The organism is uncultured Erythrobacter sp., from assembly GCF_947502395.1.
Taxonomy (GTDB): Bacteria; Pseudomonadota; Alphaproteobacteria; order Sphingomonadales; family Sphingomonadaceae; genus Erythrobacter.
In genome coordinates this window covers 738140-752584 of the sequence record NZ_CANMZM010000002.1, presented here as the reverse complement: position 1 = coordinate 752584, position 14445 = coordinate 738140, and the positions used below count along the sequence as shown (strand labels likewise).

Genomic DNA, 14445 nt, shown 5'->3' with positions numbered 1-14445 from the left:
TTCAACGATACGGCTGATCACAGCCTGAGAGACCATTCCCATGTGCGGATGGAAATTCGCTCGCTTTCGCCCGAAGCGCGTCGATTGAGAGCACTTTCGCAGCCGGTGCGTTTTTCGTCAGATTTCGCTGATGCAGGGGCCCAGCCCGGCCTTTTCATCAGGGTCGCGCATCATATTGGCCCTGGCACAAGGGTGTTCGAAGTGATCCGGCGCACCGCTGTGGGGACTTGGCAAGACGGTTTTATCCACGCGGGCAACCTTGCCTATCTCTCAATGCTGGCAATCTTCCCGTTCTTCATCATTGGCGCTGCCCTGTTCGAAATCGTGGGCGGCCGGAGTCGGGCGCTCGAAATCGTCAATACCGTGATCGCTGCCATGCCGCCCACGGTTGGCGGCGTGATCGGCTCGGTGGCTGAGGAGATCGTCGATGCCCCTCAGGGTTGGCTCTTGTGGCTGTGTGCAGGCGTGGCGCTGTGGACGGTCTCCAACCTGGTGGAGACGATCCGCGATATCCTGCGCCGCGCCTATGGAACGCAGCCGCTCCTCGCCTTCTGGAAGGCACGTTTGCTTTCAGCAGCATTTATCATAGCAGCGGTGGTGCTCTTGATGGTGTCGCTCTTTGCAAGCGTACTGATTGGGACCATCCAGCAGATGATCCTGAGCTATCTGCCTGAATTTTCCGAAGTTGTGATGGATCTGCGGATTTCCCGCATTGTGCCAGCACTGGGGCTTGGCGTTTCGCTCTATCTCCTGTTTTTCACGCTGACCCCGGCTCAGTATCGGCGCAAGATCTACCCAAAGTGGCCGGGGCCAACCTTTACAGCTGTCTGGTGGCTGAGTGTAACAGCGGCAATGCCGCCCATTCTGCGCAGCGTTTTTACCTATGACCTGATCTATGGCAGCATGGCCGGGATCATCATCGCATTGTTCTTTTTCTGGCTCGTTGGCCTCGGGCTCGTTATCGGAGCAGAACTGAACGCGGCGCTCGCCGAACCGGAAGACGATTTCGGGGGTGCGCAAGACATCGAAGGGGAAGAGACGGCATGACCAAACTCATGGAAGGCAAAAAGGGTCTGATCATGGGGCTTGCCAATGACAAGTCCCTTGCCTGGGGAATTGCAAAGCAGCTGTCAGAGCACGGCGCTGAGCTGGCTTTTTCCTATCAGGGCGATGCTCTGGCCAAGCGTGTGAAGCCTTTGGCCGAAAAGCTTGGGAGCGATTTCACCTTCGAATGCGATGTGTCAGACATGGCATCGCTGGACTCTGGTTTTGATGCGATCAAAGAGCGCTGGGGCACGATCGATTTTGTGGTCCACGCAATCGGCTTTTCCGACAAGAATGAGTTGCGCGGCAAATATGTCGACACCAGCCTCGATAATTTCCTGCTGACGATGAACATCTCGGCCTATTCGCTTGTCGCGGTGGCCAAGCGCGCTGCGGCACTGATGCCGGAAGAAGGCGGGAGCATCCTGACCCTTACCTATTACGGTGCTGAAAAGGTCATGCCGCATTACAACGTCATGGGCGTTGCCAAGGCCGCGCTTGAGACCAGTGTGCGCTATCTCGCCAATGACCTTGGACCGGCCAATATCCGCGTCAACGCGATCAGCGCAGGGCCAGTGAAGACTCTGGCAGCGAGCGGGATCGGCGACTTCCGCTACATCCTCAAATGGAATGAATACAACTCGCCCCTTAGGCGGACCACAACTCTCGAGGATGTCGGGGGCGCAGCCCTGTACATGCTTTCCGAGCTTTCCTCCGGTGTCACGGGTGAGGTCCACCATGTCGATAGCGGCTATCACACCGTCGGCATGAAGCAGGTGGACGCGCCGGACATCACGGTTAGCTAGGCCACGCTCGGTCGATGCGCACCGTCCTTATCACGGGGTCCGCCGGGTTTATCGGCTACCACTTGGCGCAGACTCTTCTCGATCAAGGGTTTCGCGTAGTCGGCTATGATGGGCTGACCGATTATTATGAGGTCGCGCTCAAGGAGCGACGGCATCAGATGCTTCTCCAGAATGCAAATTTCTCCTGCAAAGTCGGGATGCTCGAGGACTTTGATGCGCTCCACGAGTTTGCGATGGAGCATAAACCCGATGTGATCGTGCACCTCGCCGCACAGGCCGGCGTGCGTTACTCGCTCGAAAACCCAAGGGCCTATGTCGATGCAAATCTTGTCGGTACGTTCAATGTGATGGAATGCGCGCGCGCGTTGGAAGTCGACCACTTGCTGATGGCTTCGACCAGTTCAGTCTACGGTGCGAACACTGATATGCCGTTTGACGAGCATGAGAAGACCGACCACCAGCTTACTCTCTATGCTGCGACCAAGAAAGCGAACGAGGCGATGGGGCATTCCTATGCCCACCTCTGGAACCTGCCCACGACCATGTTCCGCTTCTTCACGGTCTACGGCCCATGGGGGCGGCCCGATATGGCTCCTTTCAAATTCACGCGCGGAATCCTCGAAGGATCGCCCATCGACATTTACAACCATGGTGAGATGCATCGCGACTTTACCTATGTAACTGATCTAGCACGCGGAATTTGTCTGCTGATCGACGCAGCGCCTGTGCGGCCCGACACTCCAGAGGATATTCCTGAGTGGGACTCGCTCTCACCCGCCGCGCCCTATCGCGTCGTCAATATCGGCAATAACAACACGGTGAAGCTCACCGATTTCGTCGATGCAATCGAGGAAGAATGCGGGCGCGAGGCGATCCGCAATTTCATGCCCATGCAAAAGGGTGATGTGACCGCGACATGGGCCGATGCGACGCTGCTCAAAGAGCTGACTGGCTACACGCCCAAAACCGACGTTCGCGAGGGTATTCGCCAATTCGTGGCGTGGTATCGCGACTACTATCAGGTTTAGTTCGGCCCCTCATCAGGCACATCAACTTCGCCCTGCACAGTGGCAGGCAGCTCTTGCTCACCCGCAAGAGGGGCACTGCGTTCGCGCTCAAGCCGCTCAAGATATTCGCGTTCGATCTGCTCGACGCGGCTTTGCTCAGCGGCGGCATCATCATCGATCGTTTCGAGACGCTTGCGACGTTCCTCCTCGATCAATTGGCCAAAGCGTACACCTTCACCCCTTCGACGCTCATCAAATGCCGCTTCAATGAATTGCTGCGTACAGCCCGTGAACCCGCCTGCTCCTGCGGGACTGCAAGAGAAGGCGCCAAACTCACCGATGTAGCGAACCTTCTCAAATTGCTGAGACTGGGTGATGTTTTCCGGCGAATTGCTGGTGCGCAGGTTCGATGGGATGCGATAGCGATCAGCCTCGACCACGATCTGACAAACCACGATCTCATTCTCGGCGGTCTGCTCGGGACATTCGTCTTCGCTATAGGCGATAACCAGATTTACCCGATCGCCAGCCTGATCCTGCGCGGCAGCGGGAACAGCGGCAAGCGCTGCGAAGGGGGCGATAAGGGCAAGGCGCGAGAGCTTCGTCATGGTGTTTCCTATTCGGAAAGGGAGCATTTCTGCCCCTTAGATAGCGCCGAGTGAACGACTACTGAAGGGTTTTGTGGCCTTCGCTCAATCGAAGATCACAAATGTATCTACGGCCTTGGCGAACGGATCGATACACCAAGCCTCAAACAATTGCTTAGCCCAGCACCTTTTCAGGGCTGGCTATACCCGCTCGCTAACCTTGATCGCGATTTTACAGCCCAAACGGATTGCGCCCGAAAGCAAGGGATAGGCAGGCGCCTTCTCGGCGCCGTGTTCCAATGCGGCATCGCGGTGCTCGCGTTCTTCCTCGCGGAATTGTTCGATCATTTCTGCCAGTTCTGGCTCCGAATCGGTTTCGGCAAGCCGGTCAAGTTGCTCGGAATAATGCTTGTCGATTTCCTCTTCGACCGCAGCCGTACACGCCATGGCGGCTTCAGGCCCAAGCAAAGCCGTGCCAGCACCAAGCGCATAGCCAGCGATATGCCAGAATGGCTGTAAAGCGGTCGGACGAACGCCACGCTCTGCCATAAGCTCATCAAACTTGGCGCGGTGAACCTTTTCCTGATCGGCCATATGGCGGATTTCCGCCGAATGTGGGCCACGGTCACCCATTACGGCCAGCTGCCCTTCATAGATGCGCGTTGCACCAAATTCGCCGGCTTGATCGACGCGGATCATACGGTGGAGTTCATCACGGTCCATTGAGTGGCCTTTCAAAAATCGCCTGAAGCCAGTCCTACTTCTTATACGCGGCCAGCGCCACAACAGCCGCACCACCAGTGCAAGAAATCAGGAAATTCCAACCCGCAAGTGAGATGCCAAACAAATCCCATGGCGCAACATCACAGCGCACTATTGGAGCCGCGTTCACGTCCATAACGTCGATTGCCGATGGTAAAGTTGAGCATCCCGTGATGCCTTCCCACCAACCATATTCGACACCCGCATGAAATCCGCCAATCAGGCCCGACGTAATGATAGCGAGCCCGGCGAGCGCTGCCCAAACCCGCGCAGGCTGAGCTGCGAAAGATATGAGGCCCAAAGCGACAGCGGCAAAATGCGGATAGCGCTGCCACCAGCACATCTCACATGGGTAGAGACCAAAGCCATACTCAGAGATATATGCGCCGCCCAAAAGACCAGCCGGTATGAGCACGGCAAGGGTGCGCGCTTGGTTAAGTCCGTCCATGATGCTCATTTAAAAACCGAAGTTTGTTTTGACTAGCCGCCAGAATTGGAGCCGCGCGTGCGCAGAGCGACCGAGCTTGCCGTCGTGCGACGAAGCGTTTCCAGAGCATAATGCAGTTGGAAGTCCTCAACGCCCTGCTCTTCCAATTGCTCAGCAGTGAGCTGAAAGCGGGGATCGGCAACGGTGTCTTCGACCATGTCTTCGTCCGAAATGCCGATTTCGTTGACCAAGTGGCCGCGAAGATCGCTCTCACGCGTGCGATACTTCTCGCGCAAGGCGAAGTCTGGATCGGAGAGCTGCGGCACGCGAATGTCCGGCGCGATCCCGCCTTCCTGCACCGATTTTCCTTTCGGCGTGTAGTAGCGCGCGGTGGTCAGCTTGAGGGCAGAGTCCGGGCCCAGAGGCAGAAGCGATTGGACCGAGCCCTTACCAAAGCTGCGCTGACCCATGATCAAAGCACGACCATGATCTTGCAGAGCACCAGCGACGATCTCAGAGGCAGAAGCGGAGCCTGCATCGATCAGAACAATCATCGGCACGTTCTTGGCAATCTCACCCATGAAAATCTGGGCTTCGCTGCGGCTGACCCGGCGACGTAGATAATAATCCAGATCATCGGCCTGAAACTCAAAGGTTTCTCCCCAAGAACGCCCGCGCTGCGAAACAATTTCGCCCTTTTCGAGGAAGAGATCGGTCAGCGCGACGGCCTCATCAAGGCTGCCGCCGGGGTTGGAGCGCAGATCAAGCACGAGCCCGCTCATCCGACCGGTCGCCTCGCTCTGGAGCGCCTGCCAAGCCTTGTGAACATCGCTGCCCACATCGGCGGAGAATTCATTGATCGAAATATGACCGATATTGCCCGACTTAAGCTCGTAGGTGACCGGCTCAAGCTCGATCACACCGCGCGTCACATTAAGCTCAAGCGGCTCATCGCGCCCAGGGCGGAAAATCGTAAGGTTGATCGAGGTGCCCGCTGGCCCGCGCATTTGCGCAACCGCATCATCCAGTTCACCGCCAACGATCAGCTTGCCTTCGAGGTGAGTGATATAATCGCCAGCCTTGATGCCCATCTTGTCAGCAGGGCTGCCTTTGAAGGGGGAGATCACTTTGACCGCACCGTCTTCCTGAATAACCGAAAGGCCAAGACCGGAGTAATTGCCGTCAATCAGCGTGTTCAAACGCTCAAGATCGCTCCCATCAAGATAAGCACTGTGCGGATCGAGCGCACCCAACATGCCGTCAATCGCGCCGCGTACCAACACCTCATTCTCAACCGGTTCCACATAACTGGCCTGAACACGCTGCATAATAGCGAAGATCTTGGCGAGTTCCGGGCCAGCGCGGCCATCAACCTGCGCCATGGTGGCAGTGGTGGCGGGAATGAGCGCGACAGCGGTTACCAAAGCAGCGCCGCGCAACAGTGATGGGATGGGAAGACCGGCAATTTTCATGATGGGCGATGTGCTCCTTGTCTGAGGTCCAAGGTGTATAGAAATACGGGCCTGAACGCCAGATGAGAGGCAGCCCAGGGGTTTCGTCGTCCCCTCACGGGGCAGGAGACTGGCGAAGTTGTTAACGCGCCAACGTGATTAACCCAGGTAATTGAGAGGGTTAACTGGCTCTCCATCGCGCCTAAGTTCAAGACTGATAGGCTCTTCGCCACCGCTGGCAACGCCCAAAGGCGAACCGCCAATCACTTCATCGCCCACCGCAACCTTGGTCCGGGCAAGGCCCGTAACCAGGCTGGTCCAGCCGCCGGGGTGCTCAATTATGACGATTCGCCCGAAACCGCGATAGGGTCCGGCGAAGGCCACCCGACCTGCACTCGGTGCGACCACTTGCGCGCTTGGCGCAGGCGAAAGCGTCAGCCCTTTGGAGCGCAGTCCGCTGTCACGAAGTTCCCCGAAGCCGGCGAGTGTACGGCCCTGAACGGGAAGCTGAAAGCCCGGCGGGCGCGCGGCTGAGGTCGGCGTGGTCGCTGGTGTGGGCCCGGCTTCGACAACCCTTGCAGAAAGGTCTTTGGGCCGCGCGATCGGTCCTGGAAGAGCGGCCAGTTCCGCGCGCAACTTTGCGGCTTCACCAAGAGTGTCGACCAAGCCATCAAGGTCGCGTGCCTCTTCTGCCAAAGCGAGCGCACGTTCGCTTTCTCGCACGGCGTTGCTGCGGGCCTCGGTGGAAGCGAGCCTTTGCTGGGCCTCCAGGGCGGCAAGCGCGGTGCGACGCGTTTGCAAATCCTCTTCCGAAGCACTCAGGGATTCGAGAGCCCGCGCCGCTCGGCGCTCCAACCGACGACCTTCGTCAAGCTCTGCCCGCAAGGCTGCGGTGCGCTTGCGGATCTCGGGGATGGCCGAATCGAGCACGGCACGCACATAGACCAGGTCTTTTAGCGATCCAGGCTGGAGTGCAGACAAGGCCAGTGGGCGCCGCGCACTGGTCTGCAGCGCGCCCGTCAAACGAACCAGAGGCTCTTGTCGGTCCGAAAGGCGCTTTGAAAGCTCCTCGCGATCGTTCTGGAGCAGTGAATACCGCGCTCGGGCGGCCACGATATTGGCCTCAGCCGCCTGAATCTGCGCAGCGATAGCCGCAGCCTGACGAGCAGTTTTGTCTGCCGCATCACTTGCCGATTCCGCTTCGGCACTAAAACGATCTGCTCGCGCCTCTGCGCGCTGGCTTTCGCGAGTGGCCCTTGTCAGTTCGGCCTGTGCTTCCTCGGGTTCGAGTAGGAGCACGTCGCGCTGCGCCCATCCTTGCGGCACCGCAAACAGCAGTGCGGTGGCAGCGGCTCCGGTCAGGCCCACAAGGATGTGTGTTGTGCGCATGGATCCTACCCTGCCCGATGATAGGGATGACCTGCAAGGATACTCGTGGCGCGATAAAGCTGCTCCATCAGCATCGCGCGCGCCATAAGATGTGGCCACGTTGCTGGCCCAAAGGCGTAGAGAAGATCTGCCCCAGCACGCTCAGTCTGCGAATGGCCATCGGCGGCACCCAGCACAAACCGGACTTCGCGCGTGCCCGTATCCCGCCAATTCTCAAGAGTGGAGGCGAGCTTCTCAGAAGCAAGCGCCTTGCCGCGCTCATCCAAGAGAACGGTTTTGTGCGGGCTTTGCGGAAGCGGCACTTTTCCCCCGGTTTCGGGCAATTCGGTAAGCTTCACCGGCCAAGTCAACCGCTTTTCATAACGCGCAACCAGCTCCGCCTCAGGCGACCGAGCAATTTTCCCTCGAGCGATGATGTGTAGGAGCAAAGAAAATACCCTTTCGCTTAGAGAGAGCGGTTTTTTGGTTTTCGCACCCGTATCCGCGGGCGCGTCCTCGCTAGACGTCCTGCGCTTTGCTTAGGACCCGCTGCGGGCGGGCAGTCGCCCTTGCAACGCTTAGAGCGTCGAACCAGCGCATCCTCGCCGAGTTCTCGGCGACCACGGCCTCGGTGAGGCCGCAAGCCCGACCGGGCGCCCGCAGGTGCCCCGCATTGAGCGGAGCGAAAAGAGGGAACTGCACCGAGGACGAAGGCGCGGATGCGTCTTCGCAGAACAAAAACTCTAACTGCGCCCCTGCTTCAATTCACCGCCCTCGAACGACCACATGCGTTCAAGATTGTAGAAGCTGCGCACTTCGGGCCGGAACAAGTGCACCACAATATCGCCTGCATCGATCAGCACCCAATCGGCCTGAGGCAGACCTTCGACGCGCGCCGGGCCAAAGCCTGCCTGCTTGATCTTTTCGGCAAGTTTTTGCGCCATCGCTGCCACTTGCCGAGTCGAGCGGCCACTGGCGACGACCATATGATCGGCGACCGAGCTTTTGCCCTCAAGCGGGATTGAGACGATCTCTTGCGCTTGATCGTCATCCAATTGCTGCATCACGAGCGCATAAAGCGCATCAACGCCGTCGTTGTCAGCCATAGTGGGCACCATTTTCAAGTCGGGCGAATTTGCTCCTGTCAAAGGGGCGGTATCTGCCTGTGTCATAGGCTACGGTTTGTCTCCTGATTGAGGGTGAAACGTGGGGTTGGGCCAAACGAAGTGCAAGTGGGCCAAAGCCAAATGAAGAAAGATGCGAGGTGCCGAAAAGCGGCCTCATTCATCAGATCCTATGATTTGCCGGAAGGTCAGCCTGTCGCGAAGCGCGCTCGTATTTGTCTTGTTGTATCTCTCAGCCCAATCGGCATTACCGCGGCGAATAGCCGTGGCCGATCTGTGGTCCGGATCAAAACGCAACAACACCAGTGCCGGCGCTCTCCCCAAGCGTTCTCGCCCCATTTTGCGGAAGACCGGCACAGACACCGAATAGCGCCTGAGCCAGGCCATGGCGGGGCTCGTCATAGCGGATTGGTTATAACCCGGACGTGCAATGACTGCAATCGGCATGGTGCGTGCGATGGTCCGCCAGTCTTTCCACCGGTGGAATTGCGCCAGGTTGTCTGATCCCATCAGCCACACAAATTGCCGCGATTTATAGCGACGCTGAAGCGCTCGCAGAGTATCCACAGTGTAGCGTGTGCCGAGGTCTCGCTCTATTGTGGTGGGAGTGATGGGTGCGCGCCTGGCTTGCTCCTCAGCAGAACGAAGCCGCGCCGCCAATGGTGCCATTCCGGCCTTGGGTTTGAGCGGATTACCGGGCGAAACCAGCCACCACACCTCGTCCAGACCCAGCGCGTCGATGGTGAAACGCGTGATGCGCCGATGCCCACCATGGGCAGGGTTGAAGCTCCCGCCTAACAATCCAGTCAGCATTTTATGGACGCGCCTGCCCGGTTCCGCGCACCAGCCATTTGTATGTGGTGAGCCCTTCCAGCGCGACCGGCCCCCTTGCGTGGAGCCTGCCGGTGGCAATGCCAATCTCTGCGCCCAGCCCAAACTCGCCGCCATCGGCAAATTGCGATGAGGCATTGTGCATGACGATCGCGCTGTCGACCGCGTTCAGGAATTTTTCAGCAGCGACTCCATCATCAGTGATGATCGCATCGGTGTGATTGGAGGAATGTGCGGCGATGTGCGCAAGTGCTTTATCGAGCCCATCGACCATCGCGACAGAAAGGATGCTATCTAGATACTCGGTATCCCAGTCCTCTTGGCTAGCTATCGTTGCGCGGGGCTCGAGCGCCTGAATGCGGCCATCGCCGCGAAGCTCGACTCCCGCTTGAAGGAGCGCGTCCAGAAGCGCCTTAGTATCGACGAATCTGGTGTCGATCAGGAGCGTCTCCATAGCTCCGCAAATGCCAGTGCGCCGCATCTTGGCATTGACCGCAATTTCGCAGGCCATCGCCGAATCAGCAGCGGCGTGGACGTAGGTGTGATTGACCCCATCGAGGTGCGCCAGAACGGGTACCCGCGCATCGGCTTGGACCCTCGCGACAAGGCTCTTGCCCCCACGCGGTACAATCATATCGATCAACCCGCTCGCCGTCAGCATAGCACCTACTGCGGCTCTGTCCTGAGTGGGCACAAGCTGCACCGCTTCTGCCGGAACACCGCCTTCGGCAAGACCGGCAGAGAAGGCTTTGAGAATGGCGCGGTTGGAATGAACCGCTTCGCTTCCGCCGCGGAGTAAGGCTGCATTGCCCGCTCGAACGCAGAGAGCAGCGGCATCGGCGGTCACGTTGGGCCGGCTTTCATAAATGATGCCGATCGTCCCGATGGGCACACGCACCCGCGACATTTTAAGGCCATTGGGGCGCGTGCTTTCATCGATTATCTCGCCCACCGGGTCAGGCAGATCTGCGACCGCCTCCACGGCAGCCGCCACGCCTTCAAGCCGCGCCTGATCGAGTATCAGCCGGTCGAGCATCGCCTTGGACAGACCATTTGCGCGGCCCGCTTCGATGTCTTTCGCATTGGCGGTGAGGATGGCTGGTGCATCTGCGCGCATATGTTTTGCTGCACATTTCAGTGCCTTAGCACGCGCATCACTGGTCATCTGCGCCAGCATTGTTTGTGCCGCGCGCCCTGACCCTGCGAGTTCGGCAATCAACTGCTCGGGAGTTTCAGTCTGAGGCATGGGAGTCATCTTATTCATGTGTGCCGCGATAGCAGCCGGTTGCAGCTGTGTCAGGCAGCATGGAGAACGCCGCGTTACTGGCCCAATTCGGATAGGCATTTAGGGGCGAATCGGGGAGGCCTCAATAAGCGAATCGGTATCGAATCGGAGTCTCAAAAGGGCTCTCGCACAGGGCGAAACTGTGATTCCACGGGAAAATCCTGAGGAGCTTCCCCGTATTGCCAATGAGCATGATATGATTTCGTTTGTAGGGGATTTCTCTTGGATGAACGATTCACCGCGATAAGGCTTCGATTCAACCTTTCGGCAGGTTTCCGGATTCGATTCTTTACATTTGTCGCGCTAGCGTACCGCTCAAACACAACATAAAAATGTTCGGGTAAACGCATTTTGTCAGATAAAAACACCAAGCGCAGCTTCGCTGAAAGGCTCAAGGAATGGTTTCCTGACCGCGAGTTTTTTATGCGTTCCCAGGGGCAGGTTCGCTTCATAAAAATCTCATCGCGCCTGCAAAAAGGCGCGGCGACCGCGGCTATCATCTTGGCCTTGGGGTGGGCTGGTTCGATGAGCGTAATGGCATGGAACAAATATTCCGCCGAAGCCACGCTCGCCTCTTTCCAAACGGAAAAAGCGCAAGTAGCCAAGGCGCAGCAGCGGCTTGATGCCTACAGCGGCAATATTGAATCTGTCGTGACCGACCTCGAAGCGCGCCAGGAAGCTCTCGAAGCCATGTCGGAAATGCTGCCCGACGATATCAAAACGGTCGACACCAATGTGACCGACAGTTCTGATGAGACGTCCAAGACAGTCGAGCAGGTCGGGTCCTTCTTCCCCCAGGCAAGAGGTCTCGCCGAAATCGAAGCGCGCCAGCTCGCCTATGTGGAGAACATGACGCGTTTTGCTGACTGGCGTGCACGCCGGGCAGAAGCGGCTTTGCGCAAGCTGAACCTTGATCCGCGTGCCATGGAACGCGCGGCCCGCGCTGAAGCGCGTCAGGCGATGGGTGGACCGCTGCAATTGCTCGCCACATCGGCCGATGGCTCGCTCGACCCACGTTTTGAGCGTTTGGGGATGAGCCTCGAGCGGATGTCAGCACTCGAGCTTGCACTTGAGGGCGTGCCGCGCCTGATTCCTACTGGTGACCAGCGCGTTACCTCGCCCTTTGGTTATCGCAGCGATCCCTTTAGTCGCCGTCCGTCAATGCATCCGGGTATCGACTTTAAGGGGGCCTATGGCTCACCGGTGTTCGCGGCGGCCGATGGGCAGGTGACCTTTGCAGGTTGGCGAGGCGGCTACGGTCGCACCGTTGAGATCACCCATGCCAACGGTATCATGACACGTTACGCGCATTTGGCGCGTATTGGCGTAAAAACCGGTCAAACTATCGATGCCGGTTCCACATTAGGTGGCCTAGGCAGCTCTGGCCGGTCTACAGGACCCCACTTGCATTTCGAAGTTCGTATCAATGGCCGCGCGGTCAATCCGCGTCCTTTCCTGGAGAGTGCCCCCGATGTTCTCAAAGAAGCCCGCGGAACAACCGAGCCCAGTCGCTCCGCCAACGCCAGCCCCCAGCGCTAACGGAAAGTCTAAAGGACGAAGCATGGCTAGTTCCAATTCCACCTTCTCAGTGATCGGATCAGACGTAACGATCAAGGGTGATGTCACCGCTTCCGCAGACCTGCACGTCGACGGAACAATCGAAGGTGACATCCAATGCGCCAGCGTCGTTCAAGGCGAATCCAGTTCGATCAGCGGGGCAGTCGTTGCAGACACTGCGCGCATGTCGGGCAAAGTGTCAGGTTCGATTACGGCGAAAGAGCTGGTGATCCTTAAATCTGCCAGAATCAATGGCGACGTGCATTATGATGCGCTCACCATCGAACAAGGCGCGCAAGTTGACGGGCGCTTCGCTCCGAACGCGAGCCGCGCCGCAGCTGCGAAGCCTGTCGCTGACGCGAAGCCCGTTAAGCGGGTCGAGCCGACCAAGGCCGATCAGGAGTCACTCCTCGCGAGTTGACGCCTCCCATTTTGGGTACACTGAACGCCGCACCCCCGCTCGGGTGGCGGCGTTTTTTGTTTCGGGGCCTTATAGAACTTCTGCGCGCAAGGCTTTGCGGTCGAGTTTGCCGATAATGGTCTTGGGTAGGTCCTCACGAACCACCACCTGGTCTACCCGCTCGTGCTTGCCGATGCGCTTATTCAGCCAGTCTTTGATAGCGTCGCCGTTCGCGTCGGAACCCTCTTCCAAAACCACATAGGCGCGCGGAGCTTCGCCGCGATACTCATCAGGCACGCCGATCACGAGCACCTCTTTAACCGCTTCGTGCTTGAGCACTGCATCTTCGACAACGCTAGGAAAGACCTTGAAGCCCGCGACTGCGATCATGTCCTTAATCCGGTCGACAATTGCAAGGAATCCGTCTTCATCCATAACCGCCACATCGCCTGTGCGAAGGTAGCGCTTGCCGTCTCGCTCGACAAAGACATCGGCATCGGTCTCTGGCCGCTCCCAATATCCGCGCATGATCTGCGGGCCATGGACAGCCAGCTCTCCGGGCTCCCCCTCAGGGGCGAGCTTGCTGGGGTCTTCTTTGTCGAGGAAGATCACCTCAGTGCCAGCGATCAGCTGGCCGATGGTGCCTTTCTTGCGGGTCCCGGCGTAGGGATTCGCTGAGACAACCCCCGAGCTTTCGGTGAGACCATAACCCTCACACACGCGCACGCCGGTCACTTCTTCAAAACGGGTATGCACTGGCGCGGGCATGGGCGCGCCGCCCGAGATGCAGACCTTTAGGGATGACAGATTGGTCTTTGTTAAATCGGGATGATCGAGCAGCGCCTGAAACATGGTGGGCACCCCAGGAAAGCCCGTTGCGCCATATTTCTCAATCGTCTCAAGCACCTGTTTCGCATCAAAGCGCGGCAGCATCGCAATCGACGCGCCTGTCACCATGGCATGGTTCAACAGCGATGTGTTCGCGAAGACATGGAAAAACGGTAGCGCCCCCATAAAGACCTCGCCGCGCGGATCACCAAAGGGGTTGATCGCTGCGACTTGCTGGGCGTTTTGGGAAAGCTGGCTGTGCCCCAGCATAGCGCCCTTAGGCCTTCCGGTGGTGCCGCCGGTGTATTGCAGAAGCGCCAGATCTTCCGGAGTGACAACGGGCAGCTCTACGGGCTTATCGCTGAGTACATCGCTCCAGCGGCGCACCTCATTGCTCCAGCTCACCTTCGCAATCTGGCTTCGCTTGAACAGATTGAAGGCAATACTCTTTGCAAGCGGCAACATCGAGCCAAGGGAACCGACAACCAATGTCTCAAGCTCGGACGACTGAAGCACCCTGGCTGCAGTGCCGTAAAGCTCAGGCACATCGACCGTCACCAAGATGCGGGAGCCACTGTCGGCCACCTGCCAACTCAGCTCCTCAACCGAATACAGCGGCGAGAAATTGACCACGATCGCGCCCGCCATCATCGCGCCGTAATAGGCAGAGGCATAGATCGGGACATTGGGGAGAAACAGGCCCACCCGATCCCCCGGCTTGACACCCATTTCGATCAAACCAGCGGCAAATTTCAGCGCTTCTGCATGGATCGCGCCATAGGAAAAGGTGCGGCCCATAAAGTGCAGAAACGGCGCGTCCGGGTCGTGCGTGACAGTGCGCTCGAGCATGGCGGGCAGTGTCAGGGGTTCAAACGCAGTGTCCCACGCGGTGGGGTGATGATAGCCGGCACTATTTACAACCATGTCAATTGCATGCGCGATACCTCAGCGTAGCGCAAGGCATATTG

General features: G+C 58.3%; 15 protein-coding genes. 5 read left to right on the top strand and 10 right to left on the bottom strand.

The window, feature by feature from the left end; all coding sequences use genetic code 11:
- Window positions 1-48: 48 nt before the first annotated feature.
- The 3 genes from Q0778_RS09940 to Q0778_RS09930 are packed head-to-tail and all read left to right on the top strand — an operon-like array spanning window position 49 to window position 2878.
- Entirely contained in the window at window positions 49-1047 is a 999-nt protein-coding gene (locus Q0778_RS09940) for a YihY/virulence factor BrkB family protein (protein WP_298335778.1), read from the top strand.
- Complete coding sequence (fabI, locus tag Q0778_RS09935; RefSeq protein WP_298335776.1) at window positions 1044-1850, top strand: enoyl-ACP reductase FabI; 807 nt, start codon at window positions 1044-1046, stop codon at window positions 1848-1850. The genes Q0778_RS09940 and fabI overlap by 4 nt, the downstream gene beginning before the upstream one ends.
- A gap of 14 nt (window positions 1851-1864) precedes the next feature.
- On the top strand, window positions 1865-2878 hold the full coding sequence (locus Q0778_RS09930) for an SDR family NAD(P)-dependent oxidoreductase (protein WP_298335774.1): 1014 nt from the start codon (window positions 1865-1867) through the stop codon (window positions 2876-2878).
- Here the strand turns inward: Q0778_RS09930 and Q0778_RS09925 are convergent.
- The 9 genes from Q0778_RS09925 to Q0778_RS09885 form a co-directional block, all read right to left on the bottom strand.
- Window positions 2875-3465, bottom strand: coding sequence for a hypothetical protein (locus Q0778_RS09925; protein WP_298335771.1), 591 nt, complete (start codon window positions 3463-3465; stop codon window positions 2875-2877). The genes Q0778_RS09930 and Q0778_RS09925 overlap by 4 nt on opposite strands.
- Window positions 3466-3645: 180 nt before the next feature.
- Window positions 3646-4167, bottom strand: a complete 522-nt coding sequence (locus Q0778_RS09920) for a demethoxyubiquinone hydroxylase family protein (RefSeq protein WP_298335769.1) — start codon at window positions 4165-4167, stop codon at window positions 3646-3648.
- A gap of 34 nt (window positions 4168-4201) precedes the next feature.
- Window positions 4202-4654: a disulfide bond formation protein B gene (locus tag Q0778_RS09915; RefSeq protein ID WP_298306347.1), complete on the bottom strand. Its 453-nt coding sequence runs from the start codon at window positions 4652-4654 to the stop codon at window positions 4202-4204.
- Window positions 4655-4686: 32 nt separating this feature from the next.
- On the bottom strand, window positions 4687-6105 hold the full coding sequence (locus tag Q0778_RS09910; protein WP_298335767.1) for a S41 family peptidase: 1419 nt from the start codon (window positions 6103-6105) through the stop codon (window positions 4687-4689).
- Between the two features lie 138 nt (window positions 6106-6243).
- Entirely contained in the window at window positions 6244-7473 is a 1230-nt protein-coding gene (locus Q0778_RS09905) for a peptidoglycan DD-metalloendopeptidase family protein (protein WP_298335765.1), read from the bottom strand.
- Between the two features lie 5 nt (window positions 7474-7478).
- Complete coding sequence (locus tag Q0778_RS09900) at window positions 7479-7901, bottom strand: 23S rRNA (pseudouridine(1915)-N(3))-methyltransferase RlmH (protein WP_298335764.1); 423 nt, start codon at window positions 7899-7901, stop codon at window positions 7479-7481.
- 294 nt (window positions 7902-8195) lie between these two features.
- Entirely contained in the window at window positions 8196-8570 is a 375-nt protein-coding gene (gene rsfS / locus Q0778_RS09895) for a ribosome silencing factor (protein ID WP_298336158.1), read from the bottom strand.
- 162 nt (window positions 8571-8732) lie between these two features.
- Complete coding sequence (locus Q0778_RS09890; protein ID WP_298335762.1) at window positions 8733-9389, bottom strand: nicotinate-nucleotide adenylyltransferase; 657 nt, start codon at window positions 9387-9389, stop codon at window positions 8733-8735.
- A 1-nt stretch (window position 9390) separates the two neighbouring features.
- Window positions 9391-10671 carry a glutamate-5-semialdehyde dehydrogenase gene (locus Q0778_RS09885; protein WP_298335760.1) on the bottom strand — a complete coding sequence of 427 codons (1281 nt, stop codon included), beginning with the start codon at window positions 10669-10671 and terminating at the stop codon, window positions 9391-9393.
- Between the two features lie 372 nt (window positions 10672-11043).
- Here Q0778_RS09885 and Q0778_RS09880 point away from each other — a divergent pair, with 372 nt between their 5' ends.
- Both Q0778_RS09880 and Q0778_RS09875 read left to right on the top strand, forming a co-directional pair.
- On the top strand, window positions 11044-12231 hold the full coding sequence (locus tag Q0778_RS09880) for a peptidoglycan DD-metalloendopeptidase family protein (RefSeq protein WP_366519537.1): 1188 nt from the start codon (window positions 11044-11046) through the stop codon (window positions 12229-12231).
- 22 nt (window positions 12232-12253) lie between these two features.
- Window positions 12254-12670: a polymer-forming cytoskeletal protein gene (locus Q0778_RS09875; protein WP_298306363.1), complete on the top strand. Its 417-nt coding sequence runs from the start codon at window positions 12254-12256 to the stop codon at window positions 12668-12670.
- Between the two features lie 69 nt (window positions 12671-12739).
- Here Q0778_RS09875 and Q0778_RS09870 read toward each other — a convergent pair whose 3' ends face one another.
- A complete protein-coding gene (locus tag Q0778_RS09870) occupies window positions 12740-14401 on the bottom strand; it encodes a long-chain fatty acid--CoA ligase (RefSeq protein ID WP_298335758.1) in 1662 nt (553 codons plus the stop codon).
- Window positions 14402-14445 lie beyond the last annotated feature (44 nt).